The organism is Dactylosporangium sp. NPDC051087, from assembly GCF_055586325.1.
Genome location: NZ_JBVJIJ010000017.1, coordinates 210925 through 228240 on the forward strand (window position 1 = coordinate 210925; position 17316 = coordinate 228240).

General features: G+C 77.3%; 7 protein-coding genes. 4 read left to right on the plus strand and 3 right to left on the minus strand.

The annotated features are described in order from the left end of the window. Positions 1 to 33: 33 nt before the first annotated feature. The gene (locus tag ACZ6TV_RS30855; RefSeq protein WP_465300802.1) at positions 34 to 9792 is read right to left on the minus strand and encodes a type I polyketide synthase; all 9759 of its coding nucleotides are present in this window, start codon (positions 9790 to 9792) and stop codon (positions 34 to 36) included. Positions 9793 to 10012: 220 nt separating this feature from the next. Here ACZ6TV_RS30855 and ACZ6TV_RS30860 point away from each other — a divergent pair, with 220 nt between their 5' ends. Together ACZ6TV_RS30860 and ACZ6TV_RS30865 are read left to right on the plus strand one after the other, a co-directional pair. Further along, positions 10013 to 10570, plus strand: a complete 558-nt coding sequence (locus tag ACZ6TV_RS30860) for a hypothetical protein (RefSeq protein ID WP_465300803.1) — start codon at positions 10013 to 10015, stop codon at positions 10568 to 10570. Positions 10571 to 10618: 48 nt separating this feature from the next. After that, complete coding sequence (locus ACZ6TV_RS30865) at positions 10619 to 12103, plus strand: hypothetical protein (protein WP_465300804.1); 1485 nt, start codon at positions 10619 to 10621, stop codon at positions 12101 to 12103. 191 nt (positions 12104 to 12294) lie between these two features. On the opposite strand, the gene ACZ6TV_RS30870 is transcribed toward ACZ6TV_RS30865, so the two are convergent. Then, positions 12295 to 13248, minus strand: a complete 954-nt coding sequence (locus ACZ6TV_RS30870) for a helix-turn-helix domain-containing protein (RefSeq protein ID WP_465300805.1) — start codon at positions 13246 to 13248, stop codon at positions 12295 to 12297. A gap of 98 nt (positions 13249 to 13346) precedes the next feature. Between ACZ6TV_RS30870 and ACZ6TV_RS30875 the strand changes: the two genes are divergently transcribed. Both ACZ6TV_RS30875 and ACZ6TV_RS30880 read left to right on the plus strand, forming a co-directional pair. Next, a complete protein-coding gene (locus ACZ6TV_RS30875; RefSeq protein WP_465300806.1) occupies positions 13347 to 16106 on the plus strand; it encodes an ATP-binding protein in 2760 nt (919 codons plus the stop codon). Between the two features lie 9 nt (positions 16107 to 16115). After that, positions 16116 to 17078, plus strand: coding sequence for a helix-turn-helix domain-containing protein (locus tag ACZ6TV_RS30880; protein ID WP_465300807.1), 963 nt, complete (start codon positions 16116 to 16118; stop codon positions 17076 to 17078). Here ACZ6TV_RS30880 and ACZ6TV_RS30885 read toward each other — a convergent pair. Then, positions 17075 to 17284: an MbtH family protein gene (locus ACZ6TV_RS30885; protein ID WP_465300808.1), complete on the minus strand. Its 210-nt coding sequence runs from the start codon at positions 17282 to 17284 to the stop codon at positions 17075 to 17077. The genes ACZ6TV_RS30880 and ACZ6TV_RS30885 overlap by 4 nt on opposite strands. Between the last annotated feature and the right edge of the window lie 32 nt (positions 17285 to 17316).

Genomic DNA, 17316 nt, shown 5'->3' on the forward strand with positions numbered 1-17316 from the left:
CCGCTCCCCCGGCGGGGAGCGGCCCGCCGCGGGTCAGGTCAGGCCCAGCTCGCGGTCGATCAGGTCGAACATCTCGTCGTCGTCGGCCTCGGCCAGCCCGTCCGCGGCCTCGGCCGGCCCGTCGTCCCAGCGGCGCAGCAGGCTGCGCAGCCGCTCGGCGACCTGCCGTCGCGTGCCCGGGTCGGCGTCCTCGGCGGGCAGCGCCGCGGCGAGCGCGTCCAGCGCCTGCAGCGGGTCGCCGCCGGCGTCCGGGACCAGCTCCGTGTTGAGGTGCCGGGCGAGCGCGGCCGGTGTCGGGTGGTCGAACACGACCGTCACCGGCAGCCGCAACCCCGTCACCGCGGTCAGCTTGTTGCGCAGGTCGACCGCGGTCAGGGAGTCGAAGCCCAGCTCACGGAACGGCCGCTGCGCGGACACCGCGTCGGGGGTGGCGTGGCCGAGGGTGCCGGCGGCGTGGCTGCGGACCAGGTGCACCAGCTCCCGCTGCCGCTCGTCGTCGGCGAGGCCGAGCAGCCGCTGCGCCGGCTCGGGGCGGCCCGTCCCGGACTCCTCCACGGCGGCCGGCGCCGGCCGCGCCTCGGGCAGCCCGTCGAGCAGCGGGCGGTGCCGCGCCATCGAGTACAGGGCACCGAACCGGGCCCAGTCGACCCGCGCCACCACGAGTGCGGCCTCGCCGTGCTCGACCGCGTCCCGCAGCGCCGCGACCGCGTGCCGCGGGTCCATGGCGAGGATCCCGTGCGAGGCGAGCCGGTCGGACTCGCCCGCGTCGACCATGCCGCCGGCCTCCCACGCGCCCCACGCCACGCACGTCGCCGCCTGGCCACGGTGCCGCCGGTGCCGGGCGAGCGCCTCCAGGTAGGCGTTGCCCGCCGCGTACGCCGCCTGGCCGAGGTTGCCCCAGACGCCCGCGCCGGAGGAGAACATGACGAACGCGTCGAGCGGCACCGTGGCCAGCAGCGCGTCGAGATGCATCGCACCGGCGGCCTTCCCGCGCAGCACCGCGGCCATGTCCGCCAGGTCGGTGCCGGCCACTGGCCGCTCGTCGCCGGGTACCCCGGCCGCGTGCACCACCGCGGTGAGCGGCGAACCCGCCGGCAGCTCGGCCAGCAGCCGGCGGACCTGCTCGCGGTCGCCGACGTCGCAGGCCACCACGGTCGCCTCGGCGCCGAGCGCGGCGAGCTCCGCGACGAGTTCGGCGGCGCCGGGCGCCGCCATCCCGCGGCGGCTGGTCAGCACCAGGCGGGTCGCGCCGGCGCCGGCGAGCCAGCGGGCGACGTGCCCGCCGAGCGCCCCGGTGCCGCCGGTCACCAGCACCGTCCCGCTCGGGCGCCACGGGCGGCCACGGCCGCCGGCGAGCGGCGCCCGGACCAGCCGCCGGCCGAAGGTACCGGCGGCGCGGACGGCGACCTGGTCCTCGTCGCCGATCCCGGCAAGCACGGCGCACAGCCGCCCGGCCGCGGCGGCGTCCACTGTGGAGGGCAGGTCGACCAGGCCGCCCCACCCGTCGGGGTCGTCGAGGCCGGCGACGATGCCCATGCCCCACACCTGTGCCTGGGCCGGGCGGTGCAGCACGTCACCGGCGCCGACGGAGACCGCCCCGCCGGTCGCGCACCACAGCTTCGCGCCGGTGCCGGCGTCGTGCAGCGCCTGCAGCAGCCCGACGTTGCCGGCGAGGCCCGCCGGCAGCTCCGGCATGCTGCCGTGCGGCGACTCGTCCCAGGCCAGCAGCGACAGCACACCCTCGACCGGGCCGTCCGCGCACGCGCGGAGCCGCTCGGCGATCCGGTCGCGGTCGGCCTCGCCCGCCGGGAGCCGCAGCAGCCGCGCCGCCGCGCCGTGGGCGTTGAGCGCGTCCAGCAGCACCCCGGCCGGACCGTCGACGCCGCCGTCCGCCGACTCGGCGGCCACCACCAGCCAGCTGCCGGTGAGCCTCGCCGAGGCGGACTCGGCGAGGGCGTCCCAGCGCACGGCGTAGCGCAGCTCGTCGACCGCGGCCCGGACCCGGGAGTCCTCGTGCCAGGTCCGCAGCGCGGGCAGGACCGCGGCGAGCGCGGTGGGATCGGCCGACGTGGCGCCGGCCAGACCGGTGACGTCGCCGCGGCGGACCGCGTCCCAGAACCGGTCGTCGGCGGGCGCGCCCGCGGCCGGCCCGGCGGGCGCCGCGTCGAGCCAGAACCGGCGCCGCTGGTAGGCGTACGTCGGCAGGTCCACGGTGCGCCGGCCGGTGCCGAGCAGCGGCGTGAGGTCCACCGCGCAGCCACGCACGTGCAGCTCGGCGACGGAGCGGGCGAAGCGGTCCGGGCCGCCCTCGCCGCGGCGCAGTGACCCGACCACCACGTAGGCGCCGTCGGTGCTCGCGTCGGCGGTCTCCTGGACCGCCACCGTCAGCACCGGGTGCGGGCTGCATTCCACGAACGCCCGGTAGCCGTCCTCGACCAGGCGCTGGACGCCGTCGGCGAAGCGGACCGTCGCCCGCAGGTTGCGGAACCAGTAGCCGGCGTCCAACTGCGGGCCGGCGAGCCACTCCCCGGTCGCGGTCGACAGCATCGGCACCGTGCCGGGGACGCCCCGGACCGGCGCGAGCGCCTCCAGCAGCGCGCCTTCGATCGACTCGACCTGCTCGGAGTGCGAGGCGTAGTCGACGTCGACGAGCCGGGCCCTGATGCCGTCGGCGGTGCAGTCCGCCACGAACCGGTGCACGGCCGCGACCTCGCCGGCGACGACGACCGCCGTCGGCGCGTTGACGACGGCGACGCTGATCCGGCCGCTGTCGGCGCCGAGGTTCGCGATGCGGTCCCGCACCGCCTCGGCGGGCAGCGCGACGGACGCCATCGCGCCGCTGCCGGCGAGGGTGACGATCGCCTTGCTGCGCTCCGCGACGACCCGGGCGGCGTCGGCGAGGCTGAGCATCCCGGCGACGCAGGCGGCGGCGATCTCGCCCTGGGAGTGGCCGACGACCGCGTCGGGCCGCACGCCGTGGGCGCGCCACAGCGCCGCGAGGGAGACCATCACCGCCCACGACGCGGGCTGCACGACGTCGACCCGGTCCAGGCCGGGAGCGCCGTCCTCGCCGCGCAGGACCGCGCTCAGGGACCAGTCCACGAAGGGCGCGAGGGCCTCCTCGCAGTCCCGCACGGACGCGGCGAAGACGGGTGCGGTGTCCAGCAGCTCGGCGGCCATCCCGGCCCACTGCGCGCCCTGGCCGGGGAAGACGAACACGACCCGGCCGTCGACGTCGGCGGTGCCCCGCACGACGGCCGGTCCGGTGGCGGGCTCCGCACCGGTCGCGAGGGCGGTGAGGCCCTCGGCGAGGTCGGCGCGGTCCCGGCCGAGGACGACGGCGCGTTGCGGCAGGGCGGCCCGGGTGGTCAGCAGCGACCACGCGACGTCGGCGAGGTCCGCCGGGTCGTCGTCGGCGGCGTCGGTACGAGGTCCCGCCCCGCCGATCCGCGCCCGCAGCAGCGCGGCCTGCGCGGCGAGTGCCTGCGGCCCGTGCGCGGACAGCAGCAGCGGCACCGGCCCGGCGACCGGCGTGCCACCGGCGTCGGGCGCGGTGTCCACCGGTGGCTCTTCGAGGATGACGTGGGCGTTGGTGCCGCTGATGCCGAACGACGACACCCCGGCGCGGCGCGGCCGCTCGCCCGCCGGCCACGGCCGGGCCCGCGTGAGCAGCTCGACGGACCCGGCCGACCAGTCGATGTGCGGCGACGGCTCGTCGGCGTGCAGCGTCCTGGGCAGCGTGCCGTGCTCCATCGCCAGGACCATCTTGATGACGCCGCCGATGCCGGCCGCGGTCTGCGTGTGCCCGATGTTCGACTTCAGCGACCCGAGCCACAGGGGCGTGGAGCGGTCCTGCCCGTAGGTGGCGAGGATCGCCTGCGCCTCGATCGGGTCGCCGAGCAGGGTACCGGTGCCGTGCCCCTCGACCGCGTCCACCTCGGACGGTGCGAGGCCCGCGGCGGCGAGCGCGGTGCGGATGACCCGCTGCTGCGACGGGCCGTTGGGCGCGGTGAGCCCGTTGGAGGCGCCGTCCTGGTTGACCGCGGTGCCGCGCACGACGGCGAGGACCGGGTGGCCGTTGGCGCGGGCGTCGGACAACCGCTCCAGCAGCACCATGCCGGCGCCCTCGGAGAGGCCGAAGCCGTCGGCGCCGGCCCCGAACGCCTTGCAGCGGCCGTCGCGGGCGAGGCCGCGCTGCCGGCTGAACCCGACGAACTGCGACGGCGTCGACATCACCATCGCGGCCCCGGCGAGGGCGAGGTCGCACTCGCCGCGGCGCAGCGACTCCACCGCGAGGTGCAGCGCGACCAGCGACGACGAGCACGCGGTGTCGACGGTGACCGCCGGGCCCTCCAGGCCCAGCACGTAGGAGACCCGGCCGGACGCGACGCTCGACGCGCCACCGGTGACGAGGTACCCCTCGATGCCCTCGGCACCGGACTGCAGCCGGGAGCCGTAGGCCTGGTCGGCCATGCCGACGAAGACCCCGGTGCGGCTGTCGCGCAGCGACGTCGGGGCGATCCGGGCGTGTTCGCACGCGTCCCAGGCGACCTCGAGCAGCAGCCGCTGCTGCGGGTCCATGGCGACGGCCTCCCGCGGGCTGATCCCGAACGCCTCCGGGTCGAAGTCGGCGGCGTCGTAGAGGAAGCCACCGTGCCGCACGTACGTGGTGCCGGCGCGGTCGGGGTCCGGGTCGTAGAGGCCGGCGAGGTCCCAGCCGCGGTCGGCGGGCATCGCGCCGACCGCGTCGACCTCGCCCTCGACCAGCCGCCACAGGTCCTCGGGGTTGCGGACGCCGCCGGGGTACCGGCAGCCGATCCCGACGATGACGATCGGGTCGCCACGGTCGGCGGCCGCGACGGGCGCCGCCACCGGCGTCTCCGGCGCCTCCCCGAACAGCTCGGCACGCAGGAACCGGGCCAGGTGCGCGGGCGTCGGGTGGTCGAACACGGCGGTCGCGGGCAGCCGCAGCCCGGTCGCCTTGCTGAGCCCGTTGCGCAGCTCGACCGCCGACAGCGAGTCGAAGCCCAGCTCCATGAACGCCCGCGACGACTCGACCGTGGCCGTCGACGCGTGCCCGAGGACCCGGGCGACCTGCCCGCGGACCAGGTCGAGCAGGACCCGGTCACGCTCGGCGGGGGCGAGCCCGGCGAGGCTGCGGGCGAGTTCGCCGCCGCCCGCCGCTCCTGCCGTCCCGGCCGGCTCGGCCGCCGCTTCGAGCAGACGGCGGGTCTCGGGCAGCGCGCCGATGAGCGGGCTCGGCCGGGCGCTGCCGAAGACGGCGGCGAAGCGCTCCCAGTCGACGTCGGCGACCGCGACCGTGGTGTCGTCGTGGTCCAGGACCTGCTGCAGTGCGTGCATCGACGGCTCGGGGTCGATCAGCGGGACGCCCCGGCGGCGCAGCGTGTCGGCGAGGGAGTCGACGATCATCCCGCCGCCGGCCCACGGCCCCCACGCGACCGAGTGCGCCGGGACGCCGTCGGCGCGCTGCTGCTCGGCGAGCGCGTCGAGGTGGGCGTTCGCCGCCGCGTAGGCGCCGTGGTCGCCGACGCCCCAGACGGCCGCGATGGAGGAGAAGTAGACGACCGCGTCGAGCGTGGACCGGTCCAGCAGCTCGTGCAGGTGCAGGGCACCGCCGACCTTGCCGGCGGCGACGGTGGCCAGCCCGTCGAGGGTCAGGTCCGGCAGCGCGGCGAGGTCGGCGATGCCGGCGGTGTGCATGACGGCGGTGATCGGCTCGCCCCGGTCGGCGCAGTCGGCGACGAGCGCCGCGACGGCGTCCCGGTCGGCGACGTCGCACGCGACGACGGACGCCTCGGCGCCGGCCGCGGCGAGCTCCGCGACGAGCGCGGCCGCCCCGGGCGCCTCCGCGCCGCGGCGGCTGGTGAGCACCAGGCGGCGGGCGCCGGCGGCGGCGAGCCACCGGGCGACGTGCCCGCCGATCGCGCCGGTGCCGCCGGTGATGAGGACCGTCCCCGACGGCCGCCACGCGCGGGCCGGGGCGGTGCCGCCGGTCCCGGCGTGCACCAGCCGCCGCCCGAGGACGGCGGTGGCCCGCACCGCGACCTGGTCCTCCCCCGCGAGACCGCCGAGGCCACCGAGCACCGCGCACAGCCTGGCCGCGGCCCGGGCGTCCAACCCGGTGACCGGCAGGTCGATCAGGCCGCCCCAGGTGCGCGGGTACTCCAGCGCCGCGACCCGGCCGAGGCCCCACGTCTGTGCCTGCGCGGGTGCGGCGAGGCGCTCCCCGTCGACGGCGACCGCGCCCCGGGTCGCGCACCACAGGGGCGCGGTCACTCCGAGGTCGTCGAGGGCCTGGACGAGCAGCAGGTTCCCGGCGGCGGGCACCCGCTCGTCGGTGCCGAGCAGCGACAGCACCCCGGCGACGGGGATGTCGCCGGCGAGCGCGCCGCGCAGCGACCCGCCGAGCCCGGCCCGGTCGGTGCCGGCCGGGTCCACGGCGAGGGTGCGCACCGTCGCGCCGTGCGCGGTCAGCGCGGCGATGACCGGCCCCGGCACCGTCTCCGGGTCCGGGTGGACGATCAGCCACTCGCCGGTGAGCATGACGTCCGGCGGCTCCGGCAGGGCGTCCCAGCGGATCTTGTACCGCCACCCGTCGACCTGGCCGCGCACGGCGCGGTGCTCGTGCCAGGCGCGCAGGGCGGGCAGCACGGCGGCGACCGCACCGGCGTCGGCGGACAGGACGCCGGCGAGCCCGGCCGCGTCCGACTGCTCGACGGCGGTCCAGAAGTCGCCGTCGACGGTCTGCCCGGTCGCGACGGACGCGGCGTCCTCCAGCAGCGGGGCCTCGAGCCAGAAGCGCTGGCGCTGGAACGCGTACGTGGGCAGGGCGACGGTCCGCCGGTCGGGGCCGAAGACGCCGGTCCAGTCGACGGCCGCGCCGTGGGCGTAGGCGGCGCCGAGCGAGTCGAGGAACCGGTCCCGGCCGCCGTCGTCGCGGCGCAGCGTGCCGGTGACGAACGCGTCCACGGCCAGGCTCTCCAGGGTCTCCTGGATCCCGACGGTCAGCACCGGGTGGGCACTGACCTCGATGAACGTCGTCACACCGGCGCCGGTGAGGGCCTGGACGGCGCCGGCGAACTCGACGCTGTGGCGCAGGTTGCGGTACCAGTAGTCGGCCCCGCCGACGGTGACGCCGCTCAGGTCGGCGCCGACCGTCGAGTGCATCGGCACGGCGGCCGGCCGCGGCGCGACGGGGGCGAGCAGCTCCAGGAGCCGGTCGCGGATCGCCTCGACCTGCACCCCGTGGGAGGCGTAGTCGACGTCGACGCGCTTCGTGCGTACCGCCGCCGCCGCGCACACCGCGGCGAACTCGTCGAGGGCGCCGGGCTCGCCGGACACCACGGCGGACGTGGTGCCGTTGACGGCCGCGACACCGAGCCGGCCGTCCCATTCCGCGATGCGCCGCGCGACCTCGTCCGCGGGCAGCGCCACCGACAGCATCCCGCCCTTGCCGGCGAGGGCGGACAGCGCCTGGCTCCGCAGCACCACGACGCGGGCGGCGTCGTCGAGGGAGAGGATGCCGGCGACGCACGCGGCGGCGATCTCGCCCTGGGAGTGCCCGACGACGACGTCGGGTTCGACGCCGGCGGCCCGCCACATCCCGGCGAGGGACACCATGACCGCGAACAGGACCGGCTGGACCACGTCGACGCGGCTCAGCGGGGCGGCGTCCGGTTCGCCGCGCAGCACGGCGGTCAGCGACCAGTCGGCGTACGGCGCGAACGCCGCCTCGCACCGGGCGATCGACGCCGCGAACCCGGGATCGGTGTCCAGCAGGCGCACGGCCATGCCGGCCCACTGCGAGCCCTGGCCGGGGAAGACGAACGCGACCTTCCCGCCGGGCCGGGCGAGCGCGCCGGGCGTGGTCCCGTCGGCGACCCGCAGCAGCTGCTCGCGGACGGACCCGTGGTCGGCGCCGACGACGACGGCCCGGTGCGGCAGGGCGGCCCGGGTGCTGACCAGGGACCAGCCGACAGCGGCGAGGTCCTGGTCGCCGAGGAACCCGGCCAGCCGGGCGGCCTGCGCCCGCAGCGCCGCTTCGCCCCGGCCGGACACCACGATCGGCACCGGCACCGCCGGCCCCGAGGACACCGGCGGCGTGGGCGCGTCGGTGTCCTCGGGCGCGGGGGCCTCGAGGACGACATGGGCGTTGGTGCCGGAGACACCGAACGACGACACGGCGGCGCGGCGCGGCCGGCCCGTCTCCGGCCAGGCGACCGCCTCGCGGAGCAGCGCGACGTTGCCGCTCGCCCAGTCGACGTGGGTGGACGGCGCCGAGACGTGCAGGGTCTGCGGGAGCACGCCGTGGTGCATGGCGAGGATCATCTTGATGACCCCGCCGACGCCGGCCGCGGCCTGCGTGTGCCCGACGTTCGACTTCAGCGACCCCAGCCACAGCGGGTCACCGTCGCGGTCCCGGCCGTAGGTGGCGAGGATGGCCTGCGCCTCGATCGGGTCGCCGAGGGCGGTGCCGGTGCCGTGCGCCTCGACAGCGTCCACATCGGACGGTCCGAGGCCGGCGTCGGCGAGCGCCGCGCGGATGACCCGCTGCTGCGACGGGCCGTTCGGGGCCGTCAGACCGTTGGACGCGCCGTCCTGGTTGAGGGCGGAGCCGCGCACGACGGCGAGGACCCGGTGGCCGCGGGCCCGGGCGGTGGACAGCCGCTCCAGGACGAGCATGCCGGCGCCCTCGCCCCAGCCGGTGCCGTCGGCGTCGTCGGAGAACGCCTTGCAGCGGCCGTCGAGCGACAGCCCCCGCTTGCGGCTGAACTCCATGAGCACACCCGGCGTCGACATGACCGTGACCCCGCCGACGAGGGCGAGCTCGCACTCGCCGCCGCGCAGCGCCCGGGTCGCCAGGTGCAGCGCGACCAGCGACGACGAGCAGGCGGTGTCGACGGTGACGGCCTGCCCCTCCAGGCCAAGGGTGTAGGCGACCCGGCCGGACGCGACGCTGGTGAGGCTGCCGGTCAGCAGGTAGCCGTGCATCCCGTCGGCGGGCTTGTGCAGCGCCGGGCCGTAGTGGGTGTAGGGCACGCCGACGTAGACGCCGCCGGGCCGGCCGGCCACCGACAGCGGGTCGATGCGGGCCGACTCGAGCGCCTCCCAGGCGACCTCGAGCAGCAGCCGGTGCTGCGGGTCCATGCCGAGCGCCTCGCGCGGGCTGATCCCGAAGAACGCCGGGTCGAACTGGGCGGCGTCGTGCAGGAACGAGCCGTGCCGGGTGCAGCACCTGCCGACCGCGTCCGGGTCGGGGTCGTAGAGGTCGGTCCGCCAGCCGCGGTCGGTGGGGAACGTGGTGACGGCGTCCGACCCGTCGGCGACGAGCCGCCACAGGGCTTCCGGTGTGTCGACGCCGCCCGCGTACCGGCAGCTCATGCCGACGATCACGACCGGGTCGTCGGCCGCAGCACCCGCACCGGCCACCGCGACCTGGGCCTCGGCTTCCGAGCCGAGCAGCTCGTCGCGCAGGAACCGGGCGACGGCGCGGGGCGTCGGGTAGTCGAACAGCAGCGTCGCGGGGATGCGGACCCCGGTCGCGGCGGCCAGCTCCTCCCGCAACGCGGTGCCGATCGCGCGGTACACGCCGAGCTGCCGGAACGCGAGACCCGCGTCGACCGGTCCGGGCTTGCCGGTGGCCGCGACGACCGCGGCGCGGACCACGTCCAGCAGCAGCCGGTCCCGGTCGGTGTCGCCGGCGGCCAGCAGCCGGGCGAGCAACCCGTCTCGAGCGCTGGAGGGCCGGTCGTCGAGATGCTCGGGCGCCATGGGGCTGCACCGCCTTCGGTGGGGCCCGGGCCCTCCGGCGGTGGACCGCGGACAGACCGGGGCGTGAGCGGGAAGTCGAGTATCACGCGGCCCACCGGCACCCCGGGCCGGCCGCGGTGCTTCTCTAGCGAAACCCTTAGCCCGCTCACGGGGCCGCGACGGACCGGGCCTCTTCGGTACGGTCCACGGGCCACCCGCCCGATCGATGGAAGGAACTGCGTTGTCCCGTGTAACCCGCCCCTCGGCCGGCCGCGGGGGCCGGCCGAGGGCGCCCCGATGGGCCGCCGGTCTGCTCGCCGCGCCCGCTTTGCTGGTCGCCCCGCCGCCCGCCCCGCTGCCTGCCGCACAGCCCGCCTCGTCGGCTGCCGGCGCGTACACGTCCATGGACGTCGGCTTCAACGGCGGGGTGCAGGACCTCGACCGGATGGCCGCCTTCGTGCCCGGGCAGGCGCCGTTCCTGCGGGTCGAGCTCGACTGGTGGGCGCGGCAGGGTGCCGCGACCGGCGCGCCCGACTTCGCCGGCACCGACGCCGTCGTCGACGCGGCGGTCGCCCGCGGCATGCGCGTCATGATCATTCTTGGGTACGCGCCGCCGTGGGCCAACGGCGAGCACGACCCGGCGGGTCCCGCGAACCGCGACTTCGACGGCGGCGCGCAGGACCCGCACGCCTACGTCACCACCTGGCTGCCCGACGACGACGCCGAGTGGGCCGCGATCGTGTCCGCGACCGCCGGGCACTACAGCGCGCCGCGGTTTCAGGGCCGGGTCCAGGCCTAGCCGAACCTGTGGACGTTCGGCAAGTACGGCGGCAACACCCCGCACGAGGTGATGGTCCGCTACTGGCAGCTGACCCGCATCGCCGGTCAGGCCGTGCACGCCCGCTGCGCCGACTGCGTGGTGGTCGCGGGCGGCTCCGCCGGCGTGCCCGACAACGACCCGGCCCGGGCCCCATCGGCGTGGCTGGAGTGGGCATACGCCAACGGCTACGGCGGCGACTTCGACGCCGTCGCGCACCACCCCTACTTCGAGTGGAACCCCGACCTGCCCGTCGTCGACCCGGCAACCGGGCAGTGCGTGCCCTGGCGCAACATGCTCGGACCCGACACCGGCTGCGGGGAGCTGGCCCGGGTCCGCGCCGTCATGCTCGCGCACGGCGACGGCGGCAAGAAGATCTGGGGCACCGAATGGGGTCTGCCGATGACGGTCCTGGAGCACGGCCGGCCGGTCATGACCCTGGCGCAGGTGCGCGACCGGATGGTCCGGGCGGTGCAGCTGTGGCGCGCCCGGCCCTACACCGGGCCGCTGTTCCTCTACACGTTCCGCGACCCGTGCACCGACCTCACCAACGGCGAATGCACGTTCGGTGTCCTGCGCGCCGACGGCACCGCGAAGGAACCCGTCCACACCGGCCTGTCGGAGGCCTACCGGTTCCTGCGCCCGGAGTGCGTCGGCGCACCAGCGGTGCCGCCCGCCGACCCGGCCCTGCCCGCCATGGACCCGGGCCGGTGCTGGCGGCCGCTCTGGTCGCAGCAGGTCGTGTCGCCGGACGGCCGGTTCCGCCTGCTGCTGCAGACCGACGGCAACCTGGTCCTCTACGGTGGCGCGGCGCCGCTGTGGGCGAGCGGCACCAGCGGTGCCGGCGGTGGCGTCCGGCTGGACAACCAGCTCGACGGTAACGTCGTGCTCTACCGCGCCGACGGCACCGCCGCGTGGTCCACCGGCACCTGGAGCCAGGGACCGTCGGCGCTGCGGCTCGGTGACGACGGCAGGCTCACCCTGACCCGCGTCACCGGCGGCGGCACCACCTGGTCCACGCCGGTCTGGGAGCCGGCCGGCGGCACCCTGGTCCGCGACGACGACTGGGGCATCGCGGTCGTCGCCGGGGGCGCCGCCGTGTGGTTCACCAGCCCGGCCGAGCTGCAGGCCGCCGGATACGCCGGGGTGACCCCGCGGCCGATGTCCGACGCGGAGCTCGCCGTGCTGCTCGGCGCGCCCCGCGACGGCACCCTGATCCGTGACCGGCAGAGCGGCGGGGTGTGGGTGGTCGCCGGCGGCGCGAGGATGTGGTTCGCCTCGCCGGACGAGCTCACCGCGGCCGGCTACGGCGGCACCCCGAGCACCTCCGTGCCGCCGAGGTGGATCACCACGCTGCCGGACGGCCGGCCCGCCGACGGCACCCTGGTCAAGGCCGGCACTTCCGCGCAGGTCTGGCGGGTGGCCGGCGGCCGGCGCACCGCGGTCGCCGCGCCGCCCGGCGCGCGGGTCACGACGATCGGCGCGAGCGCTCTCGCCGCGATCCCGGTCGGCTGAGCGCCCGCGATCAGCCCGGCGGGCGGGGCGGCCGTCCCGCCCGCCGGGCGCACGTTCCCGCGCTCAGCGCGCCCGCTTGACCGTCGTGGCCCGCACTCACCGCGCCGGGTCGCCTGCCGTGGCCCGCGCGCGGCGCTGCCAGCCGACGGAGGGCGAGGCCGTCCTCAGCGCGGAAGCGCACGTTCCAGCGCTCAGCGCGCCGGGTCGCCTGCAGTGGTCTGTGCGCGGCGCTGCCAGTCGGCGGGGGCGAGGCCGTATTCGGCGCGGAAGCGGCGGGCGAAGTGCCGGGCGTCGGCGAAGCCCCAGCCCTTCGCGACCGACGCCACCGTCGCCGAGGGCCGCTCGGCCAGCTCGCGGTGCGCGCCGCGCAGGCGGCCCCGGATGACGGACTCGGCGAGCCGCTCGCCGCGGGCGGCGAAGGCGGCGTAGACGGCCCGGACCGAGACGCCGTGCTCGACGGCCAGCCGGGCGGCGGACAGGTCGGGGTCACGCTGGTGGGCGTGGACGAAGGCGGTCACCCGCGCGAACAGGCTGCCGGCGCGCAGCCACGACGCGTCCGGGGCGGCGACCGAAGCGATCAGGGCCCGCAGCAGCTCGACCGCCGAGGAGCCCAGCAGCCGGACCGACTCGTCCGGGCAGTCCTCGTCCAGGACCGCCGGCAGCTGGGCCAGGTGGCGGCGCAGCAGGTCGTGCATCGGGCTCGCGGCCAGCCGTGGCGCCGCGCTGCGGACCGCGTCGACCGGCACGCCGAGACGGTCGTGGTCCACCAGCAGCGCGACGATGACCGACGGCTCCTCGACGTGCAGGTCGAAGGGCTGGTCGAGGTCGGTCAGGAACAGCTCGCCGACGCCGCCGGCGGCGGGCAGGTCGCGGCGCCGCAGCCGGATCGCGCCGCTGACCGGCAGGCCGAGCGCCAGGCGTGGTGGTCCGCCGCGCGGCTGACCGGACGTGCGGGTGCACCGCAGCGGGCCGGTCCCGGCGTGCAGCAGGCGCGCGCCGGGGCCCAGCGGCCAGACGCCGAGGCGGGCGTCGGCGGGCTCCGCGACCGACACCGCGGCCGGTGCGAGCTGCGCGGCCAGGGCCGCGCGGACCGCCTCGGCGCGCCTCGCCACCGGCAGTCGCGAGGTGTCGAGCACGATCGCCATCGCGCCGATTGTGCACTGTGAGCCCACGGTGTGCACGCACAGACCAGCCGGACGCGCTCCCAGCCGCCTAATGTCGCGCCCAGCGGGAGGAGGAACGGATGCACGGCCGGGACGAGGAGCTCGCCACCGTCGAGCGGCTCCTGGCCGAGGCCCGCGCCGGACGCGGGGCGGCGCTGGTGGTCCGCGGCGACGCCGGGATCGGCAAGACCATGCTGCTGGCGGCCGCCCGGCGGTCCGCCGCGACGGCCGGGATGGCGGTGCTGCAGGCCAACGGCGCCGAGGCGGAGGCGGCGCTGCCGTACGCCGGGCTGCACCAGCTGCTCGGCCCGCTGCTGGGCGACCTGGGCGCGCTCACCCCGCGCCTGCGGCGCACCCTGCGCGGCGCGTTCGGCGAGGACGGCGACCGGCCCGACTGGTTCGCCGTCGGGCTGGCCGTGCTGGAGCTGCTCGGCGACCGCGCCGTCCGCACCCCGCTGCTGCTCGTCGCCGAGGACGCGCACTGGCTCGACCCGGAGACCCTCAACGTGCTGGTCTTCGTCGCCCGCCGGCTGGCCGGCGAGCCGATCGCCGCGGTGCTGGCCGTGCGCGGCCAGCCGGCCGGCGAGCTCACCGGCACCGGCCTGGGCCAGCTGACCCTCGGCGGCCTCGGCCCGGACGCGGCGGCCCGGGTGCTGGCCGAGCACGCCCCGCACCTGTCGCCGGCCGCCCGCGACTGGGTGACGGCCCAGGCGGCGGGCAACCCGCTCGCCCTGATCGAGCTGCCCCGCTCCGTCGAGGCCGGGCCGCTGACGGCGCCGGACGGGCTGCTGCCGCTGAGCGAGCGGCTGGAGACCGCGTTCGCGGGCCGGTTCGCGCAGCTGCCGGCCGGGACCCGCGCCGCGGTGGCCGCGTTCTCCGCCGACCCGAACTGTCCGGTGCCGACCCTGCTGGCCGCCGCGCGGGCGACGACCGGGACCGCCGTCGCGCCGGGAGCGTTCCAGCCGGCGATCGACGCGGGCCTGCTGCAGGTGCAGGGCCGGCGGCTGCGGTTCCGGCACCCGTTGATGCGTTCCGCGGTGTACCGCGGCGTCACCGAGTTCGACCGGCTGACGATCCACGCCGTCCTCGCCGACGCGCTCACCGACGACCCGGACCGGCGGGCCTGGCACCGCAGCGCCGCGACCCTGGGCCCCGACGAGGACGCCTGCGCCGAGCTGGAAGCGGCGGCGGGCCGGGCGCTCGGCCGTGGCGCGGTGCGCGCCGCGGTCGGCGGTCTCGGCCGGGCCGCCGAGCTGACCGGCCGCCCGGTGCGCCGCTCGGTGCTGCTGTTGCGGGCGGCCGAGCTCGCCTCGACGGAGGACCTTGGGCTGGCCGCGGAGCTGGTGGGCCGGATCGAGCCGGTGCTCACCGGCGCCGCCGACCGGGCCCGCCTCGCGATGGTCCGGGACGCGATCGAGCCGGCCGGCGTCGCCGACGCGGCCCGCATCCACCGGCTGTGCGACCACGCCGCCGAGGCGCACGCCGTCGGCGAGACCGGCCTGGCCGCGCTGCTGTGCTGGCGGGCGTCGCTGTGCCGCTGGTTCGCGGGCCTGCCGGAGCCCGCCGGCGCGCGGATCACGGCCGTGCTCGGCACGCTCGGCCTGCCCGCCGACGAGCCGATCGCACTGGCGGTCCAGGCGCACGCCCAGCCCGACGCGCTCGGACCCGGCGTGCTGCACCAGCTGCCCCGCCTGGTGCCGGACCGCACGGACGCCGACGGGATGCGCTACCTCGGCAGTGCGGCGCTCACCCTCGGCGACTTCCCGTCGGCGGCGTCGTTCATGAGCACCGCGGCCGCCGGCTACCGCGCACAGGGCCGGGCGGCGCTGCTGACCCGCCCGCTCGCCATCTCGGGCTACGTCCGGCTGTGGCTGGGCGGGTGGCCGGCGGTCCGCGCCGACCTCGAGGAGGCCGAGGCGCTCGCCGACGAGACCGGTGACCCGTTCTGGTCGGTGACGGCGCGGGCCAGCCGGGCGATGCACGACGCGTTGACCGGCAACCACGCCGCGGCGCTGCGCCTCGCCGACGACATCGCCGCGAGCCCGGCCACGGCGGGGGTCCGGGCGGCGGCCGGTGCCGCCCAGCACGCCCGCGGCATCGTCGCCAACGCCGAAGGTCGGCACGACGATGCCCTCGACCTGCTGTCGCGCATGTACTCCCCCGCCGACCCGGCCTATCAGCCCGACATGCACGGCTGGGCGCTGGCCGACCTCGCCGACGCCGCCGTCCGCGCGGGACGCGCCGGCGAGGTCCGCGGGATCGTCGCGGCGGCCGGCGAGCGCGCCGCCCGGCTGCCGTCGCCGATGCTGGTGCGCTGCCACGCCTACGCCGCCGCCGTCCTGGCCGTCGTCGACGACGACACCACCGCCGGCGCCGCGTTCGAGCGGGCCCGCGCGATGGACCTGGCGGCCTGGCCGGTGCACCGGGCGCGGCTGGACCTCGCCTACGGCGCCTGGCTGCGCCGCCGCAAGCGGATCCTGGAGTCGCGGGTGCCGCTGCGCGCGGCCCGGGACGGTTTCGACGCGCTGGGCGCCGCGGCGTGGGGCCGGCTCGCCCGTGAGGAGCTGCGCGCCGCCGGGGAGGAGAGCGCGGGCCGGGCGGTGCCGTCGCGGGAGCGGCTGACCGCGCAGGAGCTGCAGACGGCGACCCTGGCGGCGGCCGGCCTCAGCAACCGCGAGATCGGGCAGCGGCTGTTCGTCTCGCACCGCACGGTCAGCTCCCACCTGTACCGGATCTTCCCGAAGCTCGGCATCACCGGCCGTGCCCAGCTCCGCGATGCCCTGGAGGCGCTGACCCAGTCACCTGACGGGTCCGCCGCCGCCGCCGAGCCGGGCCGTTAGGCTCGCATCATGGTCATCCTGGTGGACACCCACCCGCTCAGTGCGCGGGAGTCCGCCGACGCCATCCACGCCACCCTCAGCACCGCCTCCTCGCCGACCGCCGTCACCGTCGTCCCCGGCACCCGCTCCCGCATCGAGGGCTGGCAGTTCAGCACCGGCGTCAACCTGGTCAGCACCGCCACCACCGGCGGGTTGCGCATGCGGCGGACGGCCCGGCACCTGCGCGCCGACGCACCCGAGCGGATCTCCCTCGGGTACAACGTCAGCGGCACCTGCCGTGCCTCGCACCTGGCGCCCGTGGCCCACGACAGCGTGCTGCTCGACCACGAGCTGACCCTGCTGGACCTCACGTCCGGCTACGAGACCCGGTGGGACGGGCCGAACGCCGCGACCGGGTTCAACGCCGACTACACCGACCTGGGCCTGCCCGTCGACCTCGTGCGGGCGGCGATCCCGCGGGTGCGCTCCAGCCCGCTGTACGACCTGACCCGCCGGCACGTCGCGCAGCTGCCCGGCATCGCCCGGCGGACCCCGTCCGGCCCGGCGCTGAGCATGCTCGGCACCGCCACCGTGGACCTGGTCCGGGCGCTCATCACGTCGATCGTCCCGGACCATCCGCGGTCGCCGGACGGACGGGCCGAGTCGCTGCGGACCGTCATCCTGGCCGGTGTCGAGGCAGATCTCGGCGACCCGGCGCTCACCCCCGAGCGGATCGCGCGGCGGCACGGCATCTCGCTGCGCTACCTCTACCGGCTCTTCGAGGGCGAGGCCGACACGCCCGCGGAGGCGATCACCCGCCGCCGGCTGGAAGGCGCCCGCGGCGAGCTGGCCCGCGCGGCCCACGGCACGCTGGTCGCGGCGGTCGCCCGCCGGTGGGGCTTCACCGACCCCCGGCACTTCGCCCGCCGCTTCCGCGCCGCCTACGGCATGCCGCCCAGCGAATGGCTGCGCCGGCACCGCCACCCTGACTAGACGCTCTGGTGCTCCATCGCGCGGCGCAGGCTCAGCGGGCGCATGTCGGTCCAGACCTCACTGACGTGGGCGAGGCACTCGTCCTTGGTGCCGGCGAACCCGGCGGCGCGCCAGCCGGCGGGGATGTCGCGGCCGTCGGCCCAGATCGAGTACTGCTCCTCGTCGTTGACCACCACGCTGTAGCGGCGGCTGTCGTCGTCTGCCATGTCGGTGTCCTCTCGAAAACGGTGGAAGAAGG